Here is a 23,008-nt window from a genome sequence, read left to right as displayed (position 1 = left end):
TTAATCACTCGAGAAAATCAGTTTTTCCATGGTACAAATCTTAATATTTTCTGATTAAAAGGTTTGTCCCTATTCTTATCGAATTATATAAATATCTTATAAAGCGAGGTGAACATCTTGGACAGTAATATAGAATTAGTTTTAGATGCGAAAGCAAGTTTAGCTGAAGGACCATCTTGGAATGAAAAAAAACAACTTTTATACTGGGTTGATATTGTGGAGAAACAATTATGCATATTTAGTCCTACCGCTAATACAAACTGAGTAATTGCTCTCAATCAACAAATTGGCTGTGTTGTTCCATATTTAGATGACATACTACTCCTAGCTATGGAAAATGGCTTTTATTCTATTAATGTAGAAACAGAAAAACTGACACATATTTTTGACCCTGAACCACATTTATTTAAAAATCGTTTTAATGATGGAAAATGCGATCCGGCAGGACGTTTTTGGGCAGGTACTACAGATACATACGGTATTAATGCTGCTGGCTCCTTGTATTGTTTAAATAATAATTTAAAGGTAGAGAAAAAAGTTTCACATGTAAATACATCAAATGGCATAGCTTGGTCACCTGACCATACATACCTTTACTATATCGATACACCTACTAAAAAAGTAGTTCGTTTTCATTATGATATATGCTCTGGAGTAATTCGTAATCCAAGTGATGTAATTATTTTCCCCGAAAATGACGGTCTACCTGATGGTATGACAATTGACGAGGAAGGTTGCTTATGGATTGCTCATTGGGGAGGTTCAAAGATTACTAGATGGAACCCTTCAACTGGTGAACAAATATTAAGTATCCCGATTCCAGTGCCATATGTAACATCTTGTACATTTGGAGGGCCTAATTTAACCGACCTATATGTTACAACAGCCAGAACAAGAATGACGGATGACGAATTAAAGCAATATCCACATGCTGGTGGTATTTTTCGAATTCAAACAAATGTAAAAGGTTGTCCTACCCATTCATTTTACAATAATAATATTGGAGCTGAAACACTATGAATCGCATTAATTTTATAAGACAAGAAGAAAAGAAATATCACGACCTTTGTTATGAACAATATAAACTATTTGAAACTGGTTCTTGGCTGTACAAACCGGTTAAAACGGTTATGGATTTGATGGATTATTTTGAAGGAAAAAACAACTTGCAAGTACTTGATCTCGGCTCTGGCGTTGGAAGAAATAGTATTCCCATTGCCCAAAAGATTCAAAATGCGAGTGGTACTGTTACATGTGTGGATTTACTTGATTCTGCTTTAACAAAATTACAAACTTATAGTAAAGAATATGGTGTAATTAATAATATTAAAATAGAACAAGTAGCAATTGAAAACTACTACATTCAACGTAATACTTATGATTATATCGTTGCAGTATCCAGTTTAGAGCATGTTCAATCAGAAGAAGATTTAAAAAACGTGCTCCATTCTATGAAAGAAGGTACAAAAAGCGGCGGTATGAATTGTTTAATTATTAATTCAAACATACAAGAAATTGACTTACATACAAATGAAGAGTTAGATGCTTTAATTGAAATTAACCTTCCTACTGAAGATATGATATATCTATTAAAAAGCAATTATAAGGAATGGAAAGAAATTAAAGTTGAAATAAAAGAATTAGTCTATGATATTGTTCGCGATGAAAGGCATATTCAATTAAAAACAAATGCTATTACGTTTGTAGTTCAGAAATAATCGTATAATAAAGATATGATTATTTCTCTCAGATTTATTTTTATTGCACGAAATTTGCAACTTTAAATATTTATGAAACAAAAAATAAAAGAGCACTTGTTTCCGCAAGTGCTCTTTTGGGGATTTTGAGATACCCTATTAACGAAAGTTAAGGTTACTTAAAGTTAAAAGGTATTTCTATTATATGCTTGTCCTCTTTATTTGTGCATAATTAATATATAAACATATTCAATCATTCTTAATAACTTTTAGTTATAGTTCTTTCTTACATTTTATCGTTAAAAAGTTGATTGAAGGTTTATTTGCCATGTTCTTATTTGGTTCATCAATTTCCGAAACTTGTACTAGTCCATATTTTTTAAAATCCTGTTTTATAGATTCAGAATCATAGAAGAACATTTTTACACCTTCCATTATCTCATAATAATCTTTATCCAACTGTTTTCCTTTGCCATACATTGGAGCTTTTTTAGAAACAGTTGTAAAAACCATATATCCACCAGGTTTTAACTGATTATAACAATCTTTAATAAATTTCTCTCTTTCCTGTTCATTCAACAAATGAAGAAGTGCATGACTAAATATACCATCATACAGTTTATTATCAAAAGGCATTTCATTTACTGAACCGTGATAGATACTAACATCTTCTAGTCCGTTTTCTCTTGCTAAATCGATCGCTGTTTTCGAAATTTCAATACCTGTTACATTTATACTATTTTCGATAAATACCTTTGCGTTTCTTCCATAGCCAATACCCGGAACTAATATGTCTTTAACATTGTTTTCCACAAAAAAATCTTTTGTCAAAATTGCAGATTCTGTAGGTTCAAACCCCCACATCGTTTGTTTCTCAATAAAACTTGATTCCCAAAATTCCATTATATTTCTATCTCCTTATTTTTATCTCATGTTTAATATCACATGAAAGACCTATTCCATTTTAACGCTGCTTTTTTCACCACAGTCACTATAGGTCCATTGAATATAGCATATTAATAAGCCTATATCTAATTTAAAGATTGGCTGAATATCTATTCTAAATATTAGCTTTTACAATTAGAAAAAATAAAAAATGCCAATACTTCAATTGTATATTGGCATTTCACATAAGAAATTATCTTTTTATATTGTACTGATCTATTACTTTTTCTAACACTTCTAAAGTGATTGGCTGAGCTTTCTCTATTAATTGGTAACCAATCCGCCCATTTGGTTCAGCTGTAACTTGCTGTAAACTTTTTAAATCATGAATCCCTTTTTCTCTTAATTGCATATATAGTTGTTGTTCCGACATTTTCGCCTTCATCAAATTCTCTTTTACAATCTCTCCATTTTCTACTATTATAATGCTACTGCCATTTAGGAATTGTTCCATCTTCTTTGATTTCAATTCAAAGAAATGAATGATAAGAAGTACGCACGCAAATATTGCAGCTGCAAATATAGATGGGACTACTTTCCTACTTAATACCGGTTCTACAATAATACGTGCAATTGATACTACTATAATGATTTCAGCTCTTGTCATTTGGCTAACAGATTTACTACCTGTCATTTTTAATGCAATAATCCCAGTTAAAATTAAAATAATGCTTTCAAAAATCATATTCATAATAGCCCAATCCTTTAATGGTGAATGTTACTAGCATTCCCATTTCATATAGCATTCTAAATGTATTTTAATTAAACTTTTTTGTAAAAATTAAACTTACATATACTGAAAAAGAATCTATTTTGACCAACCTTTTTTCAATAAGGATTTGATAATCCATCTTCCATTATCAAAAAAATAAAAAGCACCCGAATGGATGCATATAGATTAAACTTATTCATTATTACTTTCTTCACTTTCATCATCAACTGATTTGGAGTCTAACATGCTGCCTATATCAGGCGGTAAAGCTAACTCTATTCCAGCTATTGGTTGATTATCTTCATTAAACCATTGTTTCTTAAATCTAATTAATTCTTCATTTTTCTTTTTTTCATCCATATTACCCCGCCTTTTATGTACATGATATGAAACATTTTACTTAATATGTACATTAAGAAAGATAATATACTATTTGTACATATTGGAAAAGCAAAACCTCTTCTTTGTTTACACAACTCGTTATACCTGGTCATTTATCGATCTGTTTTGTGTTTGACATAATTATGAACGTATTCCCCACTCTTTTTGTAAAGACGTTATAAGTGATATTGTAATCGATTTAGATAACGGCTATATTTATTTACCTAATTGATAAGCCTATCCTTGTCCTTTGCCTTTATTTATTGTACATTTCTGCCCAGCATTTAATAAAACAATTAGCCCTACATTAACTATTCTGACAACATTTTAAGAAAAGTTGTTGCCGCCCAAATGAAATACGCAAGTTGCGTCATGATATACATCGTAATTTCAAAACCTGTAAGCTTTCTTTCCCTTTTGATTTTCTTTAAATATCTATAAAAACAAAATGAACATAGAAGTAATAAAACAATAGACATTTGAAATAGATTTTCCACTAAAAGAACTGCCATTTATTTCATCACCTTTCCAATAAAAAAGTATATAGTTCAAGCATATCATGTTAATGGAAGTAATTACCTTAATTTTCAAATTAAATAATCTTCCTAAGTAAAAGAAGTCACTTTTTTTAATGTTTCAATACAATATTATGTAATTCACTACGCTCTATATAATATTAGATTACTTTTTCTTTTAATGTACATGCTTAGGAGGAAGTTTTACATGCAATTGATTCATAACATAAAAAAAGCGTTTCATAACTTATGTGACTACGATACGGCAAATCTAATATCCGCTATTCAATCATTAAATATTACACTTCATAAAATATCTCCTTTTATTACTTCACCACTTAACCTTGAATACGGAAGAAATGTTATCTATAAGTCTGAATTTGTGGAGATTTTAGTATTAAATTTCCCTAGAAAAGCAAAGACTCTTATTCATGATCACGGAATATCTATAGGATGTATATTAATAGTCAATGGTACGCTACAAAATATTACGTACGAAAAAAAATAGAGAATGGATTGAAGAGTTTACAGAGGGAAATATTTTCACCGTAAAAAAAGATACTGTGCATAAAATGTATAATGCTACAGATTCAACAGCAATAACATTCCATGTATATTCACCACCATTAAAAGATGTACAAATATATGAGTAGTCTTTAAAAGGAGGAAATATGCAAAATTTAAAGGATCACTATATAAAGAGCTTACAAGATGGTCGAAATGTTTGGCTCTATGGAAAAAAAGTAGATGTAACTACAGACAACAATTTTTCGGGGACACTATGTACCATTTCTAATTTATTTTCGTTATTTGATGATCCCAAACAGAGAGATTCTATTGGATATGTGAGCCCAAAAACGAAAGACTTTGTTCATAAATCATTTTTAGTTCCGAATTCCTATAATGAATTATTAATGAGAAGAACTGCATTTGAAACATGGGGTTATGCTACAGACGGTGTAATGAGTAGACTATCTGATTACGCAAGATCGAGACTTACTGGCTGGTACGTATCAAGAGATTTTTATAAAAAGTTCGATGCACAGTTTCCAGATAAAATCGCATCTTATTACGAAAAAGCTAGGGATAATCACTTGTTTTTAAGTGTAGTCCAACGTGATCCACAAATAAATCGCTCAACAGAATCAATGTTAAATGCAAATGACTTAGGGTTGCTAAGAGTTACAAAGGAAACTTCTGATGGAATTTATTTAAGTGGTGCGAAAATGATAGGAACTGCTTCTCCTTATTCAAATGATTTATTAATCTACCCATTAACAAAACTGACTGACGCTCAAAAAGATTTAGCTCACTTTCTTATCGTGGCAGCCAATTCTCCAGGATTACATATGGTTTGTAGAGAACCATATGCAAATACAACTTCAAGCACAGTTGATTCCCCTATTAGCTCACAGTATGATGAAATGGATGCACTATTAATCTTCGATAATGTATTTGTCCCTTGGGAACGTGTTTTACTTTATAACAATCCAGAAGCAATTTGGGCTATAAAATCAGATACAGCTTCTAGTAGTTTAGCTTATCATCAAGCTATAGTACGATTACTAATAAAGCTAGAATTTATAACTGCGATTGCTTTTGAAATTGCTGAAGCAATTGGAGCTCACACTTATTTGCATGTTCAAGAAAAACTTGGAGAATTAATTATGCAAATCGAAACAATTCGCGCACTTTTAATTGCTGCGGAAGTTGAAGGTACTACAAATGAAACAAAAACTTATTTACCAAACTTTAAATATATCGAAACTGCAAGGAATCTTGGTTCTAAATATTATCCCCGCGCAATAGAAATTTTACAATTAATTGGAGCAGGTGGCTTCATTCAACTTCCTTCAAGCTCGATTGATTTCCAGAGTCCAATAGCTGATTTATTAAAAAAGCACTTTAAAGGAACAAATATAGATGCCGAACAACGCACAAAATTATTTAAGTTAGCCTGGGATATTATTGGAAGCCCATTAGGATCAAGACACGAATTATACGAAAGATTTTACGCGGGAGATCCAATACGAAATACAGCTACACAATATGTAAATTATGATAAAAATCACTTTAAAAAGATGCTAAGTAAATATTTATGATGAAAAAGAGCACCCTTTGCTAAGAGTGCTCTTAAAAAATATATAATTATCCAGTTACATATATAGTTGCTCCGACCACAACTGCTACTTTTTCCGTAATGGTTTCATCTTATTCACCTTTATGTTTCTAATTAAGCTTTATAACTTTTGGTATATGCTTCCTATCATATTTCCTCATATAGATTTCTCCATCTGGAGTAACGAATTGTAAAACAATCTCACCACATACCCCATCTAGTATTTCAAATTCACCTTCTGCATTTGAAATACTGCGTTCCTTACCTTTAATAGAATCTTCATAAATTTTCACATTAAAATATAGGTTCGTTATTTTGACCTATGATAATACCTCTTGAATACTTACCAACGACAATGCATTTCTTTTTTATAATAATTAGTCACAACTATAGCTTAAATTATTACAACGGTACACACAAACAAGAGAATTATTTTACGCCTCACAACAAACCTCCTTATTCATTTTATTCTTTTTTTAAATTGAAAATTTAGACGTTCCACTTGTTTGATTTCTTCCACTACTTTACGAATTCCTTCCTCAATCCTATCTTCCTTTACATTCGATACGTTTAACTTTAATAGTCTTTGTTTCGAAAAACTTTTCACATAATTTTTATCAATCGCATCGATACTGATTTGCATTTCACTTAGTCTTTGTATCAACATGTCCGAAATACTTGTTTTATGTACTTCTAAACAAGTATGGATTCCAATTGTATTTTGCTTTTTATATGTGAATAGAAGCGGGTTTTCACTATGCATCCTTTCTAATGCTTCTGCTAGTTTTTTAGATCTATTATTATAGGAAGATTTAATTTTATTTTTATGGCGTTCGAACATGCCACTCTTTATATAAATTTCTAAAGCAGCTTGGGATATCATTGGGCTATCGATATCTAAAATCTTTTTATATGTATGGAAAGCACTCGAAATAATCGGTGGAATAACTGCTACACCAACTCGTAAACCTGGAAAAATAATTTTCGAATAACTCTTTAAATATATGACATGATTACCATGATCCAGGCTATATAATGGATCGGCTTTTGAATCTGTTTCTAAATCTGCTAAATAATCATCTTCCACTATAAATACATTATATTTCTTAGCCAATAACACGATCTTTTCTTTCTCGTCTTTAGAATAAGAAGTTCCAAGCGGATGATGATATCTTGGTATTGTATAAAAGAATTTTATTTTACCTGTTTGAAAAATACGTTCCAATTCATTTAAGTCAATACCTTCATTCGTACGTTTAATACCAATTACTGGAACTTTATTTATTTCTAGATATTCTATATATAAATGATACGTTGGCTGTTCAACTAATATTGTTTCATTTTCATTTGGAAATGAGATAGAAGTTAATATTGCAAGTGCCTGTTGCACGCCTGACGTTATAAAAATATTGTCTTCTTTCGTGAACACTTGATAATTTGCCAACTGTTTTTGAATGACTGGAATTAAAGATGGTAAGCCTTTCGGTGTTCCGTATACGAACAAATCATTTTTATAAGTATCAATAGCCTTATTAATGCAGTGCTGAAAATCTAAATATGGGAAAACATCTGGATCTGGTGCTGAAGAAGCGAAATCAATTATCTCTTTATTTTCTATAGTACTCCCCGATTTTTTAACAACGTAGTATCCACTTTGAGGGACAGAATATATAATATGACGCTTTTCCAATTCATAAAGCGCACGTATAACTGTTGCCTTATTACATTCATATTGCACAACGAGTGACCGTATTGATGGTAATTTCTGTCCTTCTTTTATCTCTCCATGTTGAATCATTTTTTCTATATCATTTAAAATATGTAAATACTTATACATTCTTTCACTCCCTTATAGAAGTATTTAAAAGGTCCCTCATTCTCACAGTCATTATAAAGTAAAAAGAAATACATCCTTTCTATCATTTTTAATTTTAACATTATTTCACATTTCCTCCTCTTAACAAGGAAATTACAATTAATAAATAGAATATCTCTATGAATAAATAAAAAGTGAGGGATATGTAATGCAACGTGTAAATACAATTGATATTAGTAATGTACTACAATTAGAAAAAACTCTTTCGTCTTTATTAAATAAAATGATTTCTTCAAAACTAGAACTAGAAAACTGGTTAAAAGAGCAGTCAAAAGTGATTTGGGAAATCGAAGAACAATTAAGATCACATTATATTGCCTTTCAATGTAATACGGATGATGAAGAAATAAAAGATACGTTTGAACATGATCAACAATTTGTAAAGCCACTTTTAAAGCGGTACCAAAATTTATTGGATAATAAATATTTAAAGTCACCTTTTCGAATGGAATTAGATTCTAACGTATATGGTTTGTTGGATGCAAAAATAAAAAATGCTCAAAAGTTATTTTGTGAGGAAAATATTGAATTAGAAGTAAAGGAAGACAAATTAGTCACAGAGTACTTTGAAATCACTGGAGGATTAATTGGAATTTGGGACGGAGAAGAAAAAACGATAACAGAATTACAATCCTATTTACAAGATTCGAATCGTGACATCCGTAAAAAGGCCAAAACCATTATTTCTGAACAATTTTTATCTGTTGAAAAAGAACTACAAAACATATTAAATCAATTAATTGAAATTCGCCATCAAAAAGCCAAAAATATTCAACTAGAGAATTATTGCGATTATATGTTCAAAAAATACGAGCGTTTTGATTATTCAGCGAAAGATTGCTATGAACTAGCTGAATCCATACGTAAGTATGTTGTACCTCTTAAAGATAAAATATTACTAGAGAAAAAAGAGAAACTGCAAGTGGATACGCTTCGCCCGTGGGATGTATCAGCTGTAACTCCAGATCAAAAAGTACTTAAACCAATTGCAAATGAAAATGATTTAATTGAAAAGAGCACTCATATCTTTAATAAACTAGATCTTGAATTTTCAACACTATTAAACCGAATGTATAAACACGATTGTCTTGATTTAACAAGCCGCAAAGGAAAAGCAGCTGGAGGCTTTTGTGAGTACTTACCAGCTTCACAATTATCATTTATTTTTATGAACTTAAATTATACACAAGATGATATTATCACTTTTATACATGAAATGGGTCATAGTATTCATAACGAACTTATAAAACCATTAAAATTACGACAATATATAGAAATTCCAGCTGAAACAGCTGAACTAGCTAGTATGACAATGGAGTTATTCTCGCTTAATTATTGGAATAGCTTCTATACAGACAAAAAAGATTTAAAACAAGCAAAAATTAACTTCTTTAAAGATGTTATTTCATATTTACCTGTTATGCTTATTGTCGATCAATTTCAACACTGGCTGTATGAAAATCCAACTCATACTTCTGAAGAAAGAAATAAAAAATACTTACAACTTCAAAAACATTATCAGTCTAACGTCATACATATTGATGGCTACGAAAACTGGATAGCAACGAGTTGGTTACCTGTACTCCATATTTTTGAAGTACCATTTTATTATATTGAATATGCGATCGCCCAACTTGGTGCATTACAAATGTATAAACAATATAAAGAGGATCCCAAGCAAGCACTAGAAAATTATAAAAAGGCATTATCACTAGGAAGCTCGCAATCTATAAAAGAAGTATATGAAGCTGCTGGAATTCGTTTTGATTTTTCTAACGAAACAATTAAGGAACTAATGGCATTTGTAGAAAAAGAATTAGAATTACTTGAGCAATTATAAGAAGAAAGCTGCACCTATATTTTTGGTGTAGCTTTCTTCTTTATTTTATTAATCACCTCTATATACTGAGAATCACCATATCCGATTGTTGGAAATAGTTGAAACAACTTTGTTAATAATTCTTGAGTTGATAAATCTTTATTTTTAGAGATAAATTTCATTACAGCATTATCTTCTTTTAGCATTTTTAAATATAGATCTATAGCCTGATACATTACAGGTGGTACCTTATAGAAAGTCATTTTATGATTTACTAATACTTCATTGTATACCGAAGAATAATTTCCTAATTCAAGTTCAATTTGATTTACTTTAAATTCATCTTCTCTGAAGCTATTTAAGTATACCTTCCCCTCATAACGAGACTGTTCAAGGTATGAAAGTATTGTAAGTAAGTTCATTTGACAAAACATATCTTCACCAAACCATAAAACAATACATTTATACTCTTTCGTAAAAAGTTTCTTTAATGGATCTATAACCTTTTTTGTGTAACTTTCTACTGAACTGTTATGTCCTGCTGCCCTTGTCTTAATAAATTCTTTATCAAAAACTAGTGTAGTAACTTGGTTTACACACATCGCTTCATTAAATGGTGCGTAATCAGAATCACCCATTAGCTTTTCATTTTTAAATTCTTCATACATCATTTGACCATTCAATATGTTTAATACATCTTTATCAAACAGCTCGCTCTTCGCATTTCGTAATTGCTCAACCTCTATTTTTCTAGAAATATTCATATTAAACTCTCCTTCCTTATTTATATTGAGTTTAACATATGTAATGCTCTGCTTTATTTAAATTATTAAGCAGGAGATTACCAATACTATCCCCTTTTATGTATTCCATAATAATTGCCTGTCTATTTTGTATCTTTATCACTTCAAATACGTTTGGAACTGACAGCCCACATGAATAAGCATATTTTTGTTTTTTTGCTTCATTCATAGACTCTGTATTCGGGAGGTAATCTTTAAATAATTTCATAATCTTATTATCATATAGATAAATTTCCGCTGTGTTCCCTTTTGCAATTGGATTACCTAAAACCACTTCATTTCTCCCCTTAACATAAATTAGAATAACATCTTATACTTCTCTTTACATTCACTATACCCCTAGCTAAAACCTTCTTCACGACTATACAAAAAACTTACCGCTTTCCATCATTAAATAGAAAGCGGTAAGTTTAATTTACTTGGAATATCAGCATGGAGATTTGGTGTATGCAAGATAGTAAATGAATATCCTTGCTGAATAAATGATACTTCATTATGTTTACATTCATATGGAACACTATTTTTCTTCAAGTTATTTTGTATGCGTTGTAAAAATGCTTGATCTGGTGTTCCAAAAGAAACATGTACTTTCGGCGGTAAAGCTTTCATCGCAATCGGGATCCAAGGTCGCTGCCACCAAGTTGCGACAATGTATGCAGTGCCACCTATAACAAAGTTAAAAATATCCCCATCTTCCATCGTTTTCATATCTAGATTTGATTTTAACCATTCCGTAAAAACAGGTACACTTTGAACAGAAAGACCGATCTCCCTTACATATAAAACGTTTAATGGTGAATGCGGTATTAGTACATCTTCTTTAACATAACTATGTGCGATAATTTCGAGTAGATTTCCATCACCATCTCTGAAATATAAGTTGAATCGGCCACTCTCTTCATCAATTGTATGACCATCTTTCCATTTCACAATGAGTAATCCAGACTTTTCAAGCCATCTTGCAGTTTCATGAAATTTTGAATATGAAATCTCAAAAGCAAAGTGCGCAGATGCAATTGGTTCATATACTTCTTGAAAACTAATTGTAGTGTACGGTGTTACTTCAAATTGAATAAATGATGTCGTTTCTTTTTTTATGGGGAAACATAATATGTCCTTATAAACTTGTTTTACCCCTTCTATGGAAATTGTTTGTAGTTTTATATCTGTAATATGTGTAATCACATTACATTCCCCCTTGTTTCTTATTATCTATTCGTATTGTATTACACTTATAAATAGATAAAATCAAACGGAAGGATGGATTTTCCATATAAAAACTACAACTTTAGTATGAATATGTTAGCTTCAAGAGTTTTTTTATTTAATATCCATCATCAATAAAGGTATATTTTTAAGTTTTCGTTGCATTCTTTTTCACATAAAAAAACTGCTTTTCCATACAAGAAAAGCAGCTCTTACGCTAAAATATATTATATTTTAACAGCAATAATCATAAACCTTTTTGAATTCGTACGAATACCTTTTTCAGAACTATTAGCTTTAATGAACTTTTGCAAAATATTAAAATCCTCTTCCTCTTCTCCAAAATTAGGAATAATAGGCGTATGTTTTAATAAGAAAATAAGATCCTCAGACGTACTGTAATGATCAGTAACATCATATTCACGTACTTGTATGACTTTAAATCCCGCACTAATAAGTTCCCTCATATACTTTTCTTTTAAAGTTCCATCTCTTTCACCTAAGCATTGTCCTCGTCCAAATGCTTCCTTAAGATTTAATTTATCATGTTCGCAAACTTGTTGCGTTAAGAAAAAAGCACCTTGTTTCATTACTTTTGCTAATTCAGATGCTATAAACGGTGCGTGACAACTAGAAGCGATATCAAAATGGGCAGGCGGAAACCTTAACGCTTCAGAATTCATTTGAAAAAACTCAACATTTTGTACACCTGATTTTTTTAAATTGGAATGTGCCGTTTCAATCATGCCGTTAGAATTATCAATTCCAATTAACAGTTTAGCTGAAGATGCTATATTAAGTACATTTTCTCCTCCACCTGTACCAACATCAAGTAGGGTGTCTGAAAGTTTACATCTTTCTTTCACTTCCCCGTAAAAGTCCCATGAATCTCCTACAGTTTCACATTTTATTTTACTAAAATCCCAACCATTTACTCTTCCTACTTTATCATAAAAGTTTTTGTACTCTAATTCGTTCATTTTGTATTTTCCCCTCTATTAACGCTTATGCTATTGATTCTTTGTGAAAAAGATCCACCAATTTCCCCTATATATGCCAGCCAATCTTCATAAAACGCTTGAACAGTGCGATATCTTTTATTTTTTTCTTTATGTAGAGCTTTTTTACATATATTATATAATTCTAGTGTGCTCTCCCATTTCTCATAGCTTTTATCATTTTTCCCGCCAATAAAAGCAAAAGCAATTCCGGCTAACACATACACATTCGTTTCGCTTGTAATTTGTGCATGCAGTTCATATTCTTCAGGTGCTTTGAAACGACCTGCTCCCCAAAAATCCTCCCCAACTTTATTGAATACAGGTTTTTTTTGAAAGAAATCAATATCACAGATCGTAAGTTTTGATTGCTCAAAATTATATAAAATACTACCGTCATAAAAATCAACCATGACATATCCTAATGACTCCACATAGGCTGCAAACTCAAAAATTTGTGTCAATATGTTAAGTCTCTCCGTCACTGATAATTGTCTTAGCTTAACAAAAGGCGAATTTGGTGCATGGTGCTTTTCAAACGGTGTAAAGTCCCAATGATTGTGCATGCATTCCCCATCAATCCAATGAAACCTTAAACAAAATCCGTTTTGCATTTGAATAGGATTAATATATGGAACTAGTAAAGGATGTTGAATTTGTTCATACACTTCTTTTGCCTTCATTAATCGTTGGATCGCGTCCTCTATCTTGCCTTTGTATTCTAAATTGCGTGCACCTGCATACTTCAAAAAATAACGTTTTCCATTTTCAATAATACCAAAGCTAATATTTCCTGAATCTTGCTGATCAAACACAGTAAACACTTCTACATCCTTTAACCAATCAAAATTATGCTCCTCAGCCAATGTTAATGGGTATTGATTTTTTCCAATTTTAATATTTATCATGTGCTGCTCCTAGCTTTGAGCGAACGTAGTTGATAGAGGTATGATACGCATACTCAATTTATTTTTACCTCATGCTTGATTTTCTTCTGTTTGTTCATAAAACATCACTCCTTTCAAATAACCGCCCTTAATTACTTTCTATTATATATTATAAAATACAAATTATAAGGAAAATATATTCCATATGCACAAATAGTTTACATAACATTTTTATGGTTTATTTATGTGTGTAATCTACATCTCTCCCCAACCACACATACTATTTAAAACAGTACAGACTGCTTTTACATTCTTCATTTTTATTTCCTCCTTAAAATACATGTAAAAAGTAGGATTAACCAAAAAATTAAAGAATTCTATATATGACAAGTATTGGACGAATTATTTTCAAATTTCTCTATAATAAAGGTGGTATAAACAGTGTGAAACTTATGCAAGAACGTAGCCTTACCGTAAAGACAACTTTTACTAAAGAATACAAGATTTTTATTTTGGGTTTACTCATTTCACGAATTGGGGATTCACTATATACTTTTGCGTTACCTTGGATTGCCTATCAATTAACCGGTTCAGCTGTAATTATGAGTTCTTTATTTGCTATTAACGTATTGCCAATCGTTTTATTTGGCCCTTTAGTTGGTGTAATAATTGATCGTTATGATCGAAAAAAGTTACTTTTGGTAGCGGATATTACTAATATTATTTTAGTAAGTCTTGTTCCAATACTACATTCATTACATCTATTACAAATCTGGCATTTATACATAATTACTTTTATGTTAGCAGTTATGTCCATGCTTTTTGATGTAACAACTGTTACAGTCATTCCGCAAATTGCTGGAGCATCCTTAACGAAGGCCAATTCTTTCTATCAAATGGTTAATCAATTGGCTAGTTTATTTGGTCCAATGATAGCTGGGGTTTTCATTTCATTTATTGGCGGCTTTCAGATGCTTTGGATTAATGTTCTTTCATTTATTGCAACATTAATTGCTGTGATATTATTACCGTCTATGAAAACCGTAAACAAGAAATGCCAAGATAAAAATACACTTCAAAATGTACTAGCTGATTTGGTTAATGGATGTAAATGGCTCAAAAATGACCGTTTAAATTTAGCTTTATCTTTTCAAGCTATGATTGGAAACTTTGGAGCAAGTGCGGTTTTAGGTGTGTTCATGTATTATTTACTATCCACATTGCAACTTACGCCGGAACAAAGTGGCTTTAATTATTTACTAATTGGAATAGGCGGGCTCTTAGGAAGCTTGATTGCAGTTCCTTTAGAAAAGAGATTGCAACGCGGTCTTCTAATTCCATTACTCCTATTTGTTGGAGCAATTGGTTTAACTTTTGCGCTTTGGAGTAGATATTGGCTTGCTCCCGGAATTGCTTTCGGTATTGCAATGACTTGCAATATTGCATGGAATACAATTGTAGCCACCGTTCGCCAGGAAACAGTTCCATCAAATATGCAAGGGAGAGTTTTAGGGTTTTCACGTGTACTTACACGATTAGCTATGCCACTTGGAGCGTTAGTAGGAGGTATTATTTCAGCTTATAATCCTGTCTTTGTATTTGCTTTAGCTGCTTTTACTAAATTAATTGAAGTCTTTATTGCTTTATATAGTCCGATACGAAAACTATAATAGAAGGAAAGATAACTATGATTGGTTAATTGCAATTACGGATAAGTTTATAAAGAAAAAAGGCATATTATAATGCCTTTTTTCTTTACAATCATTTAACTGGATAACAAACTTCTGTAACCCATTTATTAGCATCCGATTCCATCGCTGGGCTCACATGATAAATATTAAACATTGGACCTGCTAATTCGTAACCCTCTGTCTCAATCCATTTTGCCGCAGCTTCATTTACAGCTGTCATCTGTTCATAACTTCCATTAACTGTTATAGAAGCTACATTAGCTGATTCCACATTTTTAAATGTAACGTCTTTTGTATTTTCGTGCTTCCCTAGAATACTTAGCTGTATTTCTATATCTACATCATTTTCTTTGTATTCACGATCATGGAAAACCGCAATACTATAACTCGGATGGTCAATACTAATATTCTCCATTTGAATTTCTTGCATTAATATACTCCATAAATCACCTTCGCAATTATACGATGGAATAATCTTTCTAACACTAGCTACAGTTCTTTCTGGAATTTCTTTTATTGAAACATGATAATTCATCTCAACTACATCCTCTCTCATCGTTTTCATTGAGTCTTCGAGGAGACGTAATTGTTTTTGGAGGTTATACATGTCTTCTTTAATTTGAACACTACGATTTAAAAATTGCTCTTTTATGCTATCTATATTATCGCATTCTATTATTTCTTTAATGGTATTAATATTAAACCCCATAGCTTTTAATATTTGAATTTGATTTACTTTTTTTAATTGGTCTGCTGAATAAAATCGATATCCACTCAGCTCATTGACTTTTACTGGTTGTAATAATTCCACTTTGTCGTAGTGCCTCAACATACGAATACTAATGGAAGATAGTTTTGAAAAATCCCCTATTTTAAACATATTTTCCTCCTATAAATTACATCTACTTCGAAGCTCAACTTTATCTTAAACAATGACATTATGTGAGAGTCAACTGTTTATAACACTTGAATTATATTTCTTTAATTATTTATCCTTATACCGCCTTATGCCTATAAAGATTGATAATAATCCGTTCACAGCTAATAAAATTACTATAATACTTGTAAATAAACCTACATCTGCCGCAAATATTTTAATCGTACGCCATGGTGAACTCGTACTATAAGTAAGCAGTGGGATAAAAATAATAGATGATAGTAGAAATAGACTCCCTATGAATAACCAAATTACCTTTTTTACAGTTTTCACATGTTTATACTTTTTAATTAACATAATTGATATTATGAAAAGTATAAGTGTAACTAGCAACAAAACAATTTGTATTAATGGGATGTTTTTAGGGATATCAACCGGTTCTTCTCCATTCAAAATACTAATAATCCCCTTTTTCAATTCTGATAGTGCGGTTTCTTCTAATACATGATTTTTATTTGTTAAAATCACACCACTCCAGCCACTTTTATTTAAAGTAAATATTTCTGCACGAGCATCGGGCGTTGATCCTGAATGCCAAATCATCGTTTCGCTTTCATTTATATTTGTTGTTCTTAATCCAAAACCATAACTTTTTTCTGAATTTATTTTATAAAGTGGTGAAAGATAAAGATCCATGTTTTCTTGCTTTAAAAATTGAAGATTTTCTTGGCGATTCAAAAACATAATGAATTGAATCATATCTTCCAAATTCGCGGTAATATAACCATATGGTGCCCCGGCATTATCATAGGACACTACACTTTTTCTTGGTATGCCAAACCACGACTGATAACCCGTTAAATAACCTTTTTCATATGCAGTTTCTTTACTTGCTGCCACACCATTCATATTTAATGGCTGAAAAATATACTTTTCCATATATGATGAATATGTTTCATTTGTAACTTCTTCAATAAGTGCGCCTAACACAATATAATTTGCATTACTATATTGATATTTTTCACCTGGTGAAGCAGTTACTTTTACATTTGAAAGCTTCATTACATTTTCTTTTAATGCTGTAGAACTTTTGGATTGCTTATCTGATAATAATAAGCCCTCATATGTGCTTATTCCACTTGTATGAGTTAGTAGATGTTGGATTGTTATAGTTGAGGATATTTGAGAATCTTTTAGTTTAAACCAGGGGAGGTATCGTTGAACGGGATCCTCTAATTTTATTTTTTTATCTTCTATTAATTTCACAATAGCTAAAGCTGTTAAAGATTTACTTATTGAGCCGATTGCAAATGGAGTTTTACTAGTTACCTTTTTTTCAGATTCTCGAGTAATCCCCCACGTTTTAGTGAAGAATACATCTTTATTATGTACAATTGCAACAGCAGCTCCTGGAATATTCTGTTCATTTATAAATTCTTCAATATACTTATCTAAAGTAGCTTTAATATTTTGCTGGGCATACACTTTTGGATGAACGATACATAATACTAATACATTACAAAGAATACATATTTGGAATAATTTATAGATAGTTTTCTTCATTATACTTTAGATAGCTTTCTTTTTTTATAATTTACTAAACTAATGAATACTACTACAGAGATTGTAAAACTACTCATTATTAATAATGAGTTCCACCATTGATTCTCTGATATGCGATATAAAATATTATAATTAAATGTATTTTTACTATTAATTGAATTAAATGATTCAGTTAAAAATATTGAAAATGTAGTTTGCGAGATGAGGTAAGTAATAACTGCGATGAATATGCTGCGGAACATAAATGTGTTAAATTTCCCTTTTTCATTTTGAAGTTGTGTCATTTTGACTTGTAAATCAATTTCATTTATTTCTAAAAAATCTTGAACAAATAATTGAGGTGTACCTAAATCATCTATACTATCTTCACCATGTTCACGACATTCTTGAATGTGTTCTAATATTTGTCGCTTAATATTTTCCCTTTCTTCTAAACTAATATCGTATTGCTTTAATTCTTTTAGTACGTCTGTTAAAAATTGCTTTTCTTTACCTATCAATCTATTCCTCATTTCAGAAGGTCTCCTTTCAAACCGCTTTTTAATAATGTTTGAATATCCGATTGCAATTCTAACCACTCATTAATTTTCTTCTCAAGACGTATTTTACCGTTTTTATTAATTTCATAATAAATTCTAACTTTACCACTGTCTGTTACTTCTTGATAAGTATTAACCCAATCTTGATTTTTTAACTTAGTTAAAATTGGATAAATACTTCCTACTCCTTTCAACTTTAAATTGTGTACTTCTAGCTCTTTCATAATCTCATAACCATAACTTTTCTTTTTTGACAAAATAGATAATACACACATTTCTAAATGCCCTTTAATTAAACTCGTTCTATCCATAGGATAAATTTAACAGAAATATATACTTCATTCAAGTATATATTTCTGTTAAATGCAAAAAAACAGACAATAAAACAAAAAGATTAACAAACAAACAATACCACTCATCAACCATTTTTAATCTTAATAATTATTTTTATAATATAATAATTACATAATTAATATAACTTTTAACGTTGTTACCCTCTTACTTCAAGAACCTTATCTTTATATATTTCAAACCATTGTTGCCATTTATCTTTAGAAAATTCTTTTTCTTCTCCTTCTAGAACGGCAGAAAAAAGATCTAAACAAATATGCCAACCAGCTATATCTTTCGGTGTATGATCAGTTAATTCGTGAATATATTCTTGGAGAAGTAAAAGGGTTCCATTATCCTCTTTATGTATTTCAAATCGGACCCGATCTTTATCCCAAGTAAATTCAAGCACTGAGTTTTGTTGACACTCTATAATATCAATATTTATAAATGAACCATCCATCATGTCGAACTTTATTACACCATTTGTTTTAAGGCTTTCAATCTGCAAATTGGACATCCATTTTTTTAACTTACTATTTTCTGTTAAAACTGACCAAACTTCTTCTATCGAATATGAAAAATGACGTTCAAATTTTACAATATATCCATTAGTTAGTTTCCCGATTTCAGCTATCATATTGATTGCCTCCCTATATAGAATGTATGTTCTTAATTTATTTTACACGAATATAAATATAAAATAAATCTTTATATAAACGAAGTAGTAATTTAAAGTTAAACGTGATGAGAAAAATTTTAATCTTTTCTAAATCAATTTAAATAATCTTGAAAAATAAATATCATTTATGCACGTTTCTTCCCAAAATATAGACTTACGCTCAAATAAAAAGAGCCGCATTTGCGACTCATAAATTTATAGAATTACTCCTGTTTTTGTTGAATGATTTACCGCTTAATCGCATCAACAATTAACGATGGAAAACCAAGTTTATCACCTTTATTTCTAGAATCATACCTTTTCGAACGGAAAATAACACCGTCGTTTGCATCCCATTCATTATAATAAAACTGACCATTTTCATCACAATATTCAAGCAAAACTACCTCAAATCCAGCAGTTTCAAACATTTTCGTTAAAGTTTTATAATTATGAACAATTTTATGACTTGCTGCTGGGTGATCTTTTGGGCCAGGTCCACCTATTTGAACTATCTTTTGGTACGTCTCATCTCGGAAAAATGCATCAGGAACACCGCACCGCATATGCCCCTCTTGCTTTAAAAATTCATAGCAAATTTCAGCAGCTCTTACACCTTCTTCAAACAAATAAGCTGTACTATCTACTTTTATATTTTTCTAAATTTGCGAACTAAAGTGAACACTATACCTGCAAAAACCATCCATAAGCCCATTGTTGTACTATTAGTTGTACTGCCCCCCGTGTTTGGAAGCTCTTTATATGTAGATTCTTTTTTATCGGAATTACTGTTGTTTTGGATATTACCGTTATTACTGTTATTAGTACTACCTTTAGCTTTGCTAGCGTCTGTATCCTTCACTAATACTTTTTGTATGGCATGTACCTTATTACCTACAGAATCTGTGACACTATATATTATTTCAAAAGTACCAACTTTAGTGGTATCTCCAATATCTTTATATACTACTTTAGAAGTAAGATCACCATCTTCTTTATCCGTAGCTGATACACCTACCATTGGATTGAATTCATCTCCCTTAGTAATTGTAGTTGTAGAAGGTACTTTTAGTATTGGTATGTCATTCTTAACTTCTTCTCTACCTGTGACTGTTACAGTTTGTTTCGCAATTTCTTCATGGCCTTTAGAATTTGTAACTGTATACGTTACTATGTAAGTACCGATTTTAGAGATATCTACTTCCCCCTCAACTTTTACTTTAGAAGTAAGATCACCGTCTTCTTTATCAATAGCTTTTACTTTTGCCATCGGATCGAATGATTCTCCTACAGTAATTGTCGTTGCAATAGGAACTGTTAATGTAGGTTTTAGATCTGATGTTTCTCCATCTCCCTCTACAATTACAGTCTGTGTTACCGTTGCTTTCCCACCTTGAGAATCAACGACAGAGTACTCCACAATGTATTTGCCTGGTTTCGAAGTGTCTACATCACCTTTATGTTCTACTCGATTTGTTAAATCACCATCTTCTTTATCAATAGCTTTTATATTGCTCATTGGGTCAAACTTATCACCGACACGTAGTGTAATTGTTGGCGGTACTGTTAGCTCTGGGACTTGGTTTGCCTCAGTTTTTTCGTTTTCTTTCACGGTTCCTTTAATTTTTGCTGCATCAAAAGCTTTTTGGACCGTTTCAACCTCAATGGAATTTGCCCCATATTTATTTGTTGCAACTTTAAGACAAGCTAATCTTAATTCAGAGAAATTAGAAGTCATGTTCAATTCATCAGTATTTGCATAATAGAAAATATCAAACATTTTATCTTCACCAATACCATTTACAGTTACACCGTTATGAGTACCACCTTGTGCAATTAAATATGCGACTTTATTAATAATACTTGAATTAAAATGAACGCCCTCATTATCCTCTCCGTTTAAATCACTGAATTTACTATAATCATCCGGATACGGTACTCCATCAAAAAATTTGACTGAAGATGGATCTTTCATATTACGGAGAACGGATCCACTTTGTTCTCCTATTGTCCAATTAAATTCTCCATTATTTACATATTTCTCAATAGCCGTTCCCATAATATCAGATAATGCCTCGTTAATTGCCCCGGATTCTCCAAAAAATTCAAGATTAGATTCACTAGATGTAACCGCATGTGTAAATTCATGGCCCGCTATGTCAAACGCTCTAACCATTGGATCACCATATATAAGCATACTAACATTGTTAATATTAGCGCTAAATGCATTCCCCCAATTTTTAGGATCATTTGTTTCTCCAGAATCCCATGCATGTACAACTGAAACTACTTTTTTTCCTTTATTATCAAAACTATTACGCTTATATTTGTCTTTATAAAAATCATATACGTTTGTCGCTAAGAAATGAGCACTTACCGCTTTTGGGTCATTAAATGTTGTTGATGTGCTAGTTGTTAATATACCAGGATAATATTTATCTTCAAAAGTAATATCTCTATAATTTACATCGTACGTCTCAATTCCTTGCCCTCTTGTGTAATCGGCAAGCGCATACTTCCCGTTACTTTGTTCAGAAATACCAAATGTACGAGTTATTCCTAAATCATCTTTTCCAGTCCCGGTTAATGATTTAAAATTACTTTTTTTACTCTCCTGAATAGCTTCAACACGCTCTTCACTTACTTTTAAATCTGACTCTTGCACCATATTTTTCAACATATCACCACTATGAGCATCCACTAAATAAGTTCCAGATACATAGTTTGGTGTGGCAGCTGCAAATGTAACTTGATATGCATTTGTAGCCTGCCCACGATTTTCATCAACAAAAATAACTTCCTTAACTTCTGGCTCAGAAATAAATTGAATATCATTTCCGTACTTCGTATAAATAAATTCCTTTGCTTCTTCTTTTGATAAATTAATAGGATTCTTTAAATCTTCTTTTTCTAAGTTTTGTGCACTTTCCCCTGAAACACTTTTAATAATACCCTTTTTATCTACATGAGCAGTCAATTGGTGTCCATATACTTCTTTTCCTTCATATATTTGTTGCATACGAACAAGTGTAGTCCCATCATATGAACCACGTTTTTGAAGAACCTTGTAATCTACCCCTTTGTCTCCACTAACTTGTTTTGGAGATAAAGCATGTTCCGTCTTTTCCTTAAGTGCATCTTTCACTACGTTCTCTGGCGTTTTTTGTGATGGTTTTGTAAGTTCACCTGTACGGAACGAATCCTCTTGAATATCAACTTGCATTTGATCCGTTTCCTCCGCATAACCTATCTCGTATGGTACTATGCTTGTTAAAGCTAATCCTGTTGTTAATGCAACTATAGCTATTTCTTTTTTATTTTTCATGTTATTTTCCTCTTATGATTTCCTAAAATATGAAATTACTAAAATTTATACAATCTATTTCTAA

18 protein-coding genes and 6 pseudogenes are annotated in these 23,008 nt (G+C 31.2%); 6 read left to right on the top strand and 18 right to left on the bottom strand.

The window, feature by feature from the left end; all coding sequences use genetic code 11:
• The first annotated feature begins 117 nt into the window (after window positions 1-117).
• Window positions 118-1,020 (top strand): annotated as a pseudogene (locus PQF83_RS07015) (SMP-30/gluconolactonase/LRE family protein).
• The gene (locus PQF83_RS07010; protein WP_001079924.1) at window positions 1,017-1,718 is read left to right on the top strand and encodes a class I SAM-dependent methyltransferase; all 702 of its coding nucleotides are present in this window, start codon (window positions 1,017-1,019) and stop codon (window positions 1,716-1,718) included. The pseudogene PQF83_RS07015 and the gene PQF83_RS07010 overlap by 4 nt, the downstream one beginning before the upstream one ends.
• A gap of 252 nt (window positions 1,719-1,970) precedes the next feature.
• On the opposite strand, the gene PQF83_RS07005 is transcribed toward PQF83_RS07010, so the two are convergent.
• The 4 genes from PQF83_RS07005 to PQF83_RS06990 all read right to left on the bottom strand — a co-directional run bounded on the left by PQF83_RS07005 (window position 1,971) and on the right by PQF83_RS06990 (window position 4,247).
• Window positions 1,971-2,600 carry a class I SAM-dependent methyltransferase gene (locus PQF83_RS07005; RefSeq protein WP_000397616.1) on the bottom strand — a complete coding sequence of 210 codons (630 nt, stop codon included), beginning with the start codon at window positions 2,598-2,600 and terminating at the stop codon, window positions 1,971-1,973.
• A gap of 235 nt (window positions 2,601-2,835) precedes the next feature.
• Entirely contained in the window at window positions 2,836-3,333 is a 498-nt protein-coding gene (locus PQF83_RS07000) for a DUF421 domain-containing protein (protein WP_001055961.1), read from the bottom strand.
• Window positions 3,334-3,546: 213 nt separating this feature from the next.
• Window positions 3,547-3,714, bottom strand: coding sequence for a hypothetical protein (locus tag PQF83_RS06995; RefSeq protein WP_000343608.1), 168 nt, complete (start codon window positions 3,712-3,714; stop codon window positions 3,547-3,549).
• 332 nt (window positions 3,715-4,046) lie between these two features.
• Entirely contained in the window at window positions 4,047-4,247 is a 201-nt protein-coding gene (locus PQF83_RS06990; protein WP_000279690.1) for a hypothetical protein, read from the bottom strand.
• A gap of 211 nt (window positions 4,248-4,458) precedes the next feature.
• Here PQF83_RS06990 and PQF83_RS06985 point away from each other — a divergent pair.
• Together PQF83_RS06985 and PQF83_RS06980 are read left to right on the top strand one after the other, a co-directional pair.
• Window positions 4,459-4,903, top strand: a pseudogene (locus tag PQF83_RS06985) (cysteine dioxygenase).
• 18 nt (window positions 4,904-4,921) lie between these two features.
• A complete protein-coding gene (locus tag PQF83_RS06980) occupies window positions 4,922-6,352 on the top strand; it encodes a 4-hydroxyphenylacetate 3-hydroxylase family protein (RefSeq protein ID WP_001180373.1) in 1,431 nt (476 codons plus the stop codon).
• Between the two features lie 127 nt (window positions 6,353-6,479).
• On the opposite strand, the pseudogene PQF83_RS28485 reads toward PQF83_RS06980, so the two are convergent.
• Both PQF83_RS28485 and PQF83_RS06975 read right to left on the bottom strand, forming a co-directional pair.
• Window positions 6,480-6,760 (bottom strand): annotated as a pseudogene (locus PQF83_RS28485) (carboxypeptidase regulatory-like domain-containing protein).
• Between the two features lie 69 nt (window positions 6,761-6,829).
• Window positions 6,830-8,206 (bottom strand): aminotransferase-like domain-containing protein, encoded by a 1,377-nt coding sequence (locus PQF83_RS06975; protein ID WP_000280090.1) that lies wholly within the window; start codon window positions 8,204-8,206, stop codon window positions 6,830-6,832.
• A gap of 187 nt (window positions 8,207-8,393) precedes the next feature.
• Here PQF83_RS06975 and PQF83_RS06970 point away from each other — a divergent pair, with 187 nt between their 5' ends.
• Window positions 8,394-10,085, top strand: coding sequence for a M3 family oligoendopeptidase (locus PQF83_RS06970; RefSeq protein WP_001190019.1), 1,692 nt, complete (start codon window positions 8,394-8,396; stop codon window positions 10,083-10,085).
• A 14-nt stretch (window positions 10,086-10,099) separates the two neighbouring features.
• Here the strand turns inward: PQF83_RS06970 and PQF83_RS06965 are convergent.
• The 5 genes and pseudogenes from PQF83_RS06965 to PQF83_RS06945 form a co-directional block, all read right to left on the bottom strand.
• Window positions 10,100-10,870, bottom strand: a pseudogene (locus PQF83_RS06965) (AraC family transcriptional regulator); the annotation flags it as partial.
• A pseudogene (locus PQF83_RS06960) lies at window positions 10,866-11,141 on the bottom strand (aminoglycoside phosphotransferase); the annotation flags it as partial. The pseudogenes PQF83_RS06965 and PQF83_RS06960, both read right to left, overlap by 5 nt.
• Window positions 11,142-11,257: 116 nt before the next feature.
• Window positions 11,258-12,052: a VOC family protein gene (locus tag PQF83_RS06955; protein WP_000628024.1), complete on the bottom strand. Its 795-nt coding sequence runs from the start codon at window positions 12,050-12,052 to the stop codon at window positions 11,258-11,260.
• 248 nt (window positions 12,053-12,300) lie between these two features.
• Window positions 12,301-13,053, bottom strand: a complete 753-nt coding sequence (locus PQF83_RS06950) for a class I SAM-dependent methyltransferase (protein ID WP_001003851.1) — start codon at window positions 13,051-13,053, stop codon at window positions 12,301-12,303.
• Window positions 13,050-13,979 (bottom strand): serine/threonine protein kinase, encoded by a 930-nt coding sequence (locus tag PQF83_RS06945; protein ID WP_000608205.1) that lies wholly within the window; start codon window positions 13,977-13,979, stop codon window positions 13,050-13,052. Before PQF83_RS06945 ends, PQF83_RS06950 begins: the two co-directional genes overlap by 4 nt.
• A gap of 422 nt (window positions 13,980-14,401) precedes the next feature.
• On the opposite strand from PQF83_RS06945, the gene PQF83_RS06940 reads away from it, so the two are divergent.
• The gene (locus tag PQF83_RS06940; protein ID WP_000772537.1) at window positions 14,402-15,628 is read left to right on the top strand and encodes an MFS transporter; all 1,227 of its coding nucleotides are present in this window, start codon (window positions 14,402-14,404) and stop codon (window positions 15,626-15,628) included.
• Window positions 15,629-15,719: 91 nt separating this feature from the next.
• Here the strand turns inward: PQF83_RS06940 and PQF83_RS06935 are convergent, their stop codons facing one another.
• From PQF83_RS06935 to PQF83_RS06905, 7 genes and pseudogenes are all read right to left on the bottom strand, one after another.
• Window positions 15,720-16,529 carry a MerR family transcriptional regulator gene (locus tag PQF83_RS06935; RefSeq protein WP_000472661.1) on the bottom strand — a complete coding sequence of 270 codons (810 nt, stop codon included), beginning with the start codon at window positions 16,527-16,529 and terminating at the stop codon, window positions 15,720-15,722.
• A 105-nt stretch (window positions 16,530-16,634) separates the two neighbouring features.
• Window positions 16,635-18,089 (bottom strand): serine hydrolase domain-containing protein, encoded by a 1,455-nt coding sequence (locus PQF83_RS06930; RefSeq protein WP_000751421.1) that lies wholly within the window; start codon window positions 18,087-18,089, stop codon window positions 16,635-16,637.
• Entirely contained in the window at window positions 18,089-18,601 is a 513-nt protein-coding gene (locus PQF83_RS06925; protein ID WP_002163641.1) for a hypothetical protein, read from the bottom strand. Before PQF83_RS06925 ends, PQF83_RS06930 begins: the two co-directional genes overlap by 1 nt.
• Window positions 18,598-18,939: a PadR family transcriptional regulator gene (locus PQF83_RS06920; RefSeq protein WP_033671928.1), complete on the bottom strand. Its 342-nt coding sequence runs from the start codon at window positions 18,937-18,939 to the stop codon at window positions 18,598-18,600. Before PQF83_RS06920 ends, PQF83_RS06925 begins: the two co-directional genes overlap by 4 nt.
• Window positions 18,940-19,118: 179 nt before the next feature.
• The gene (locus PQF83_RS06915) at window positions 19,119-19,598 is read right to left on the bottom strand and encodes an SRPBCC family protein (RefSeq protein WP_000559856.1); all 480 of its coding nucleotides are present in this window, start codon (window positions 19,596-19,598) and stop codon (window positions 19,119-19,121) included.
• A gap of 269 nt (window positions 19,599-19,867) precedes the next feature.
• Window positions 19,868-20,245 (bottom strand): annotated as a pseudogene (locus tag PQF83_RS06910) (class I SAM-dependent methyltransferase); the annotation flags it as partial.
• A gap of 23 nt (window positions 20,246-20,268) precedes the next feature.
• The gene (locus tag PQF83_RS06905) at window positions 20,269-22,944 is read right to left on the bottom strand and encodes a M4 family metallopeptidase (protein WP_000791133.1); all 2,676 of its coding nucleotides are present in this window, start codon (window positions 22,942-22,944) and stop codon (window positions 20,269-20,271) included.
• Between the last annotated feature and the right edge of the window lie 64 nt (window positions 22,945-23,008).

This window comes from Bacillus sp. FF-1 (assembly GCF_028548245.1).
Lineage (GTDB): Bacteria > Bacillota > Bacilli > Bacillales > Bacillaceae_G > Bacillus_A > Bacillus_A paranthracis.
This window is presented reverse-complemented; position numbering and strand designations above follow the sequence as displayed.

What these genes read in the sequence shown, in the direction of transcription:
- PQF83_RS07000 (WP_001055961.1), bottom strand. Translation starts at nt 3,333, where the DNA reads ATGAATATGATTTTTGAAAGCATTATTTTAATTTTAACTGGGATTATT.
- PQF83_RS06905 (WP_000791133.1), bottom strand. Translation starts at nt 22,944, where the DNA reads ATGAAAAATAAAAAAGAAATAGCTATAGTTGCATTAACAACAGGATTA.
- PQF83_RS07005 (WP_000397616.1), bottom strand. Translation starts at nt 2,600, where the DNA reads ATGGAATTTTGGGAATCAAGTTTTATTGAGAAACAAACGATGTGGGGG.
- PQF83_RS06925 (WP_002163641.1), bottom strand. Translation starts at nt 18,601, where the DNA reads ATGAGGAATAGATTGATAGGTAAAGAAAAGCAATTTTTAACAGACGTA.
- PQF83_RS06990 (WP_000279690.1), bottom strand. Translation starts at nt 4,247, where the DNA reads ATGGCAGTTCTTTTAGTGGAAAATCTATTTCAAATGTCTATTGTTTTA.
- PQF83_RS06945 (WP_000608205.1), bottom strand. Translation starts at nt 13,979, where the DNA reads ATGATAAATATTAAAATTGGAAAAAATCAATACCCATTAACATTGGCT.
- PQF83_RS06935 (WP_000472661.1), bottom strand. Translation starts at nt 16,529, where the DNA reads ATGTTTAAAATAGGGGATTTTTCAAAACTATCTTCCATTAGTATTCGT.
- PQF83_RS06915 (WP_000559856.1), bottom strand. Translation starts at nt 19,598, where the DNA reads ATGATAGCTGAAATCGGGAAACTAACTAATGGATATATTGTAAAATTT.
- PQF83_RS06970 (WP_001190019.1), top strand. Translation starts at nt 8,394, where the DNA reads ATGCAACGTGTAAATACAATTGATATTAGTAATGTACTACAATTAGAA.
- PQF83_RS06920 (WP_033671928.1), bottom strand. Translation starts at nt 18,939, where the DNA reads ATGGATAGAACGAGTTTAATTAAAGGGCATTTAGAAATGTGTGTATTA.
- PQF83_RS06950 (WP_001003851.1), bottom strand. Translation starts at nt 13,053, where the DNA reads ATGAACGAATTAGAGTACAAAAACTTTTATGATAAAGTAGGAAGAGTA.
- PQF83_RS06995 (WP_000343608.1), bottom strand. Translation starts at nt 3,714, where the DNA reads ATGGATGAAAAAAAGAAAAATGAAGAATTAATTAGATTTAAGAAACAA.
- PQF83_RS06930 (WP_000751421.1), bottom strand. Translation starts at nt 18,089, where the DNA reads ATGAAGAAAACTATCTATAAATTATTCCAAATATGTATTCTTTGTAAT.
- PQF83_RS07010 (WP_001079924.1), top strand. Translation starts at nt 1,017, where the DNA reads ATGAATCGCATTAATTTTATAAGACAAGAAGAAAAGAAATATCACGAC.
- PQF83_RS06975 (WP_000280090.1), bottom strand. Translation starts at nt 8,206, where the DNA reads ATGTATAAGTATTTACATATTTTAAATGATATAGAAAAAATGATTCAA.
- PQF83_RS06980 (WP_001180373.1), top strand. Translation starts at nt 4,922, where the DNA reads ATGCAAAATTTAAAGGATCACTATATAAAGAGCTTACAAGATGGTCGA.